Origin of the sequence: Duncaniella muricolitica (assembly GCF_910574735.1) — a bacterium.
Taxonomy (GTDB): domain Bacteria; phylum Bacteroidota; class Bacteroidia; order Bacteroidales; family Muribaculaceae; genus Duncaniella; species Duncaniella muricolitica.
On sequence record NZ_CAJTCF010000130.1, the window covers coordinates 1 to 5799 of the forward strand.

At 48.4% G+C, this 5799-nt stretch carries 4 protein-coding genes and 1 pseudogene; 4 read left to right on the top strand and 1 reads right to left on the bottom strand.

From position 1 onward, the window contains the following. The 4 genes and pseudogenes from QGT73_RS16850 to QGT73_RS16865 all read left to right on the top strand — a co-directional run. Positions 1–100 (top strand): annotated as a pseudogene (locus tag QGT73_RS16850) (IS5/IS1182 family transposase); the annotation flags it as partial. Positions 101–133: 33 nt separating this feature from the next. Then, the gene (locus QGT73_RS16855) at positions 134–760 is read left to right on the top strand and encodes a CatB-related O-acetyltransferase (protein WP_280123199.1); all 627 of its coding nucleotides are present in this window, start codon (positions 134–136) and stop codon (positions 758–760) included. Next, positions 757–3066 carry a hybrid sensor histidine kinase/response regulator gene (locus QGT73_RS16860; RefSeq protein ID WP_280123200.1) on the top strand — a complete coding sequence of 770 codons (2310 nt, stop codon included), beginning with the start codon at positions 757–759 and terminating at the stop codon, positions 3064–3066. The genes QGT73_RS16855 and QGT73_RS16860 overlap by 4 nt, the downstream gene beginning before the upstream one ends. Beyond that, on the top strand, positions 3059–4381 hold the full coding sequence (locus QGT73_RS16865; protein WP_280123201.1) for a sigma-54-dependent transcriptional regulator: 1323 nt from the start codon (positions 3059–3061) through the stop codon (positions 4379–4381). The genes QGT73_RS16860 and QGT73_RS16865 overlap by 8 nt, the downstream gene beginning before the upstream one ends. 85 nt (positions 4382–4466) lie before the next feature. Here the strand turns inward: QGT73_RS16865 and QGT73_RS16870 are convergent, their stop codons facing one another. Then, the gene (locus QGT73_RS16870; protein ID WP_280123202.1) at positions 4467–5621 is read right to left on the bottom strand and encodes a transposase; all 1155 of its coding nucleotides are present in this window, start codon (positions 5619–5621) and stop codon (positions 4467–4469) included. Between the last annotated feature and the right edge of the window lie 178 nt (positions 5622–5799).

Consider the following 5799-nt stretch of genomic DNA (forward strand, 5'->3'; position numbering starts at 1 on the left):
CGTACTCAACCGCTTCGATACCACCGTCTCCAGTTGGAAAGGTTGGAATTTCCTCGCTTTTATCGTTATTTTCCTTAAAAAATTTCACAAATCAAATTAGTTTAAACAACTTCAATACTAAGAACTGAAAGTTATGATGAACAAGATATATCCCCGTAAAGGTGACACGCAAACCGTTTATTTGAATGCTGTCGTAAAAGACCCGTCTATCGAAATAGGCGACTATACCATTTACAATGATTTTGTTTCAGACCCGTGTCTGTTTGAGCAAAACAATGTGTTGTATCACTATCCCATTAACCATGAACGGCTGATAATTGGAAAGTTCTGTTCTATTGCTTGCGGTGCAAAATTTCTGTTCAACTGCGCCAATCATACCCTGAAATCACTATCGACTTACACGTTCCCGCTATTTTATGAAGATTGGGAATTGGATAAGGCAAATGTGGCTTCTGCTTGGGACAACAAAGGCGACATCGTAATAGGCAATGACGTATGGATAGGCTATGAAGCCGTTATTATGGCTGGTGTCCATATCGGTGACGGTGCTATTGTTGGTACAAGGGCGGTTGTGACGAAAGATGTGCCGCCCTATACCATTGTGGGTGGTATCCCCGCAAAGGAGATACGAAAGCGGTTCAGTCCTGATATAATAGAACAGATGCAGGCTTTGAAATGGTGGGACTGGTCGGTAGATAAGATACGGGAGTTTTTGCCTTATCTGAAAGATGGACGTTGGGATAAATTACAGGCAATATGAAATCAATCAAGAATCTAATTTCACTCGGCTATTTGCTGGTGGCACTATTGGTTATCGGCATAATGTATATTTGGTATAAAGAATGGTGCGATTTAGAGAAATTGGAAGTTCAAAATCGTCATATAGATACTTTTCGCCAAGAATCGCACGAAATATTTGTTCTTCTTATTGAACTTTCTTTATCGGGCGAGACAGTATTGGAATGGGAATATGCAGATTTGGAACATTACCATTATCAACGCATGGTAATGGACAGTATGCTATGCCGTTTCAAAACGATTTATCCGACAGAGCGCATAGACAGTGTACGCCATCTTCTTGAAGATAAGGAACGACAGATGCGCCAAATCGTGCAGGTACTTGAACAGCAACAAGCCATCAACGATAAGATCACTCGTCAAGTACCCATAATCGTACAGAAAAGTGTGCAGGAACAGCCGCAAAAACCGAAGCGGAAAGGATTTCTCGGCATATTCGGCAAGAAAGAAAAGCCAAAGCCAACCGTGACCACAACAATGCTCCGTTCCCTCGACCGGGACATGATAGCCGAGCAACGGGCGCAAAGCCGCCGTCTGTCGGAATATACCGACAGCCTTGCGGCACGAAACGCGGAACTTAACCGGCAACTGCACGGATTTATACGCCAGATGGATAAAAATGTGCAAGCCGATCTGCAAAAACGGGAAGCCGAGATAACCGCAATGAGGGAACAGTCGTTTATGCAGATAGGTAGCCTGACAGGATTCGTCCTCCTTCTGCTGGCAATCTCATATATCATCATACACCGTAATGCCAACCGAATCAAACGGTACAAACAGAAAACGACTGATTTAATAGGACAGTTGCAACAGTCGGTAGAGCAAAACGAGACTCTGATAGCCTCCCGCAAGAAAGCGGTGCATACCATCACCCATGAACTACGCACACCTTTAACGGCAATAATCGGTTATACCGCGTTGATGGAAAAAGGGAATGATGCGGATAAAAAAGAGCGATATGTCCGTAATATCCGGCAATCCTCCGACCGTATGCGAGAAATGCTCAACACCCTGCTGAGTTTCTTCCGGCTGGACAATGGCAAGGAGCAGCCGAATTTCTCTCCTTGCCGGATTTCGGCAATCACGCACATTCTTGAAACGGAGTTTACGCCCGTCGCCATGAACAAAGGACTATCGCTGACAGTGAAAAACTTATGTGATGCCGTTGTGCTAACTGACAAAGAGCGAATAATCCAAATCGGGAACAACCTGTTGTCAAACGCCATCAAATTCACTGATAGCGGCGGCGTATCTCTGACAACGGATTATGATAACGGTTTACTGAAGCTAATCGTCAAAGATACAGGAACGGGCATGACCGAAGAGGAACAACAACGTATATTCGGTGCGTTTGAACGTCTGTCAAACGCCGCCACAAAAGACGGCTTCGGGCTGGGATTGTCCATCGTTCAGCGTATCGTGACAATGCTCGGCGGCACGATACGGCTGGAGAGCGAGAAAGGCAAAGGCAGCCGTTTCACAGTGGAAATACCCATGCAGACAGCCGGGGAACTGCCGGAAAGGATAAATCAGACACGGATTCATCATGACCGTACATTCCATGATGTCATCGCCATCGACAATGACGAGGTACTTCTCCTGATGCTTAAAGAAATATATGCACAGGAAGGCGTACACTGCGAAACCTGCACCGATGCTGCGGAACTGATGGAAATGATACGCCGGAAAGAATACAGCCTGCTTCTGACGGATCTGAACATGCCGGAAATCAACGGCTTCGAGCTGCTGGAACTGCTGCGCACCTCCAACGTTGGCAATTCAAAGACTATCCCGGCAGTCGTGACAACCGCTTCGGGCAGTTGCAGCAAGGAGGAACTTGTGGAACGTGGTTTCTCCGGTTGCCTGCTCAAACCGTTCTCCATATCGGAACTGATGGAGGTTTCAGACAAATGCGCCATGAAAGGCAACCGGAATGAAAAGCCGGATTTCACCTCCCTGCTGTCATACGGCAATGAAGCCGTCATGCTGGATAAACTGATAACGGAAACCGAAAAGGAAATGCAGGCAATCAGGGAAGCGGGTCTAAAGAAAGACCTTCAGGAACTGGACGCCCTGACACACCACCTGCGAAGTTCTTGGGAGATACTCCGTGCCGACCAACCGTTAAGGGAACTATACAAATTGCTTCATAGCGATGGCACACCTGACGATAAAACAATTGACAATGCTGTAAAAGCTGTGCTGGATAAGGGTTCGGAAATCATCCGGCTGGCAAAAGAAGAAAGGAGAAAATACGAAAATGGATAATACAAAAATCATCGTGGTGGAGGACAACATCGTGTATTGCGAGTTTGTCTGTAACCTGCTGGCACGCGAGGGATTCCGCACCGTGCAGGCTTTCCACCTCTCAACCGCGAAGAAATATCTGCAACAGGCCGCAGACGGGGACATCGTGGTTTCCGACTTGCGCCTGCCCGACGGCAACGGTATCGACCTTTTGCGCTGGATGCGCAAGGAAGGTATGATGCAGCCGTTCATCATCATGACCGACTATGCCGAAGTGCATACGGCGGTTGAAAGCATGAAACTCGGCTCGCTGGACTACATACCCAAGCAGCTTGTGGAAGACAAGCTCGTCCCCCTGCTCCGTACCATATTAAAAGAACGGAATATCGGACGAAGCCGTATGCCCCTGTTCTCGCGTGACGGCTCGGCGTTCCAAACCATCATGAAGCGGATAAGGCTGGTAGCCCCCACCGACATGAGCGTGTTGATATTCGGGGAGAACGGCACGGGCAAGGAGCATATCGCCCACCTGCTGCACGACAAGGGCAAGCGGGCAGGAAAGCCGTTTGTGGCTGTGGACTGCGGTTCGCTCACCAAAGAACTTGCGCCGTCGGCTTTCTTCGGACACGTCAGAGGCGCATTCACAGGTGCGGACAGTGCCAAGAAAGGTTATTTCCATGAGGCGGAAGGCGGCACGCTGTTCTTGGACGAGGTGGGCAACCTCGCACCGGAAACCCAGCAGATGCTTCTGCGTGCCATACAGGAACGGCGGTTCCGTCCCGTTGGCGACAAGTCAGATCGCAGTTTCAATGTCCGCATCATCGCCGCCACCAACGAAGATCTGGAGAAGGCGGTCCATGAAAAGCGTTTCCGGCAGGACTTGCTGTACCGCCTGCACGACTTCGAGATAACCGTTCCGCCGTTGCGCGACTGTCAGGAGGACATCATGCCTTTGGCAGAGTTCTTCCGTGAAATTGCGAACCGGGAACTGGAATGCGATGTCATCGGCTTTGACGGTGAAGCCCGCAAGACATTGCTGACCCATGCGTGGCCGGGCAATGTCCGCGAACTTCGTCAGAAAATCATGGGTGCGGTGTTGCAGGCACAGACGGGTCTTGTCACGAAAGAGCATCTGGAACTTGCCGTGACGAGGGCGACCTCACCTGTCAGCTTCGCCCTGCGCAGCGATGCGGAAGACAAGGAGCGTGTCTTACGCGCGTTGAAGCAGGCGAACGGGAACCGCAAGGTTGCCGCAGAACTGCTCGGGATAGGACGTACGACGCTGTACAACAAACTGGAAGAATATGGATTGAAGTATAAATTTCAGCAATCATAGCCGGTAATTCGCTGAATTTCCTTATCTTTGTTCGGACAAATCTAAAATCAATGATTCGGTAAAATTTGAGGTCGTTCAGTCTTGGCTAAGCCGCTAACTGAGCCAACCGATGGTTTATTTTCTGAATTATTTTTAGATGCGGAGATTTTCCGCAAGTCGAAATAATTGTTGAGGCGAGATAAGATTCAAACATAAGCCGTTTGAACTGCGCTACCGAAAGATCCGGATAATCCTTCCTTATGACCTCTTTGCAGACATTGAGGGCTGTGAAGGAAAGATTGAACGCAAAGTCAAGCCGCTCCCTGTCGCGGGTCTGCTGTGACTGAAGTCCGGTAAACTGCTTGGCATCGCGTATACCGAACTCAATCTGAAAGCGGGTGCGGTAGAAACCGATGATCTTTTCAGGCCTCATGTTGGTGTCGGTAGAGAAGTAAAGAAGAGGCTCTGCGTTTTCAACCGGACAGACCACGATACGGATGTCGCGTTTCAATGCCCTCGAATGTACGACCGCCGTGTGACATCGGGTTTTGTTTCCTTTGGAATCCTCATATATGAATGAAGTGAACACGGATATGTCAAGGCTGGAGAAATCCACTTTCTCTCCATACTTTTTCTTTCTGCCGCGTCTTCGCGGGGCGGAGGAATCCGGTATGGCCAGATACCTCAGATATGAGTTGGCACGTAATCTCCCGACAAATCGAAATCCCATGCCAATCACTTCATTTACAAACTCATATTTGGAGAAAAAGGCATCGGCAACCAGAATATCCGTCAGTGAGAGCAGCTCTGCCGCCTTTGACCTGACAAGTGCCACATACCAGTCAAGCATTGACATGTGCTTCTCGGACTCAAGAGTCTTGAAGTTCGGTGACTGGACAGCACCCAGCATCACGCATGTATGTTTACTCAGACTTATTGCCCCGATCGCCATTATCTCCAGACCGCGTTTGACACGTTGTGCCACCCCTGACCAGAAACGGCCTATGCCATACGTCAGTCTGCCTGCTTTTGAAATGAACGACGGATCGATTGCCACTGCCATGTCATGGGCCGGCCCAAAACAATCCTGCGCCATACCTATGTTGACTTTCATCCAGTCTACGGATGTCTTGAAATTGGAGGCAAAGGTCTTGGCTGTACGACCGCCATAGCGCGACAGCCGGGTAAAATTGACTTTGCCCGGAATCAACGCTACAGTGCGTATTGTTAAAATCAGCCAGTTGAGGAACCTTTTGCTCATCTTGGTTGTAGTATTTTCAAATACCGACTTACACCGAAAGGTGAAGTCTTTGAGAATCGCCAATACGTTCATACGCTAAGTTTTTTTATAATGAACGATTTGGCGATTCATTTGTATTTGATAATTCGTTATATTAACTTAAGTTTCAACTACTTCTGTAATTTTTACCGAATCATTG

What these genes read in the sequence shown, in the direction of transcription:
- QGT73_RS16870 (WP_280123202.1), bottom strand. Translation starts at nt 5,621, where the DNA reads ATGAGCAAAAGGTTCCTCAACTGGCTGATTTTAACAATACGCACTGTA.
- QGT73_RS16865 (WP_280123201.1), top strand. Translation starts at nt 3,059, where the DNA reads ATGGATAATACAAAAATCATCGTGGTGGAGGACAACATCGTGTATTGC.
- QGT73_RS16855 (WP_280123199.1), top strand. Translation starts at nt 134, where the DNA reads ATGATGAACAAGATATATCCCCGTAAAGGTGACACGCAAACCGTTTAT.
- QGT73_RS16860 (WP_280123200.1), top strand. Translation starts at nt 757, where the DNA reads ATGAAATCAATCAAGAATCTAATTTCACTCGGCTATTTGCTGGTGGCA.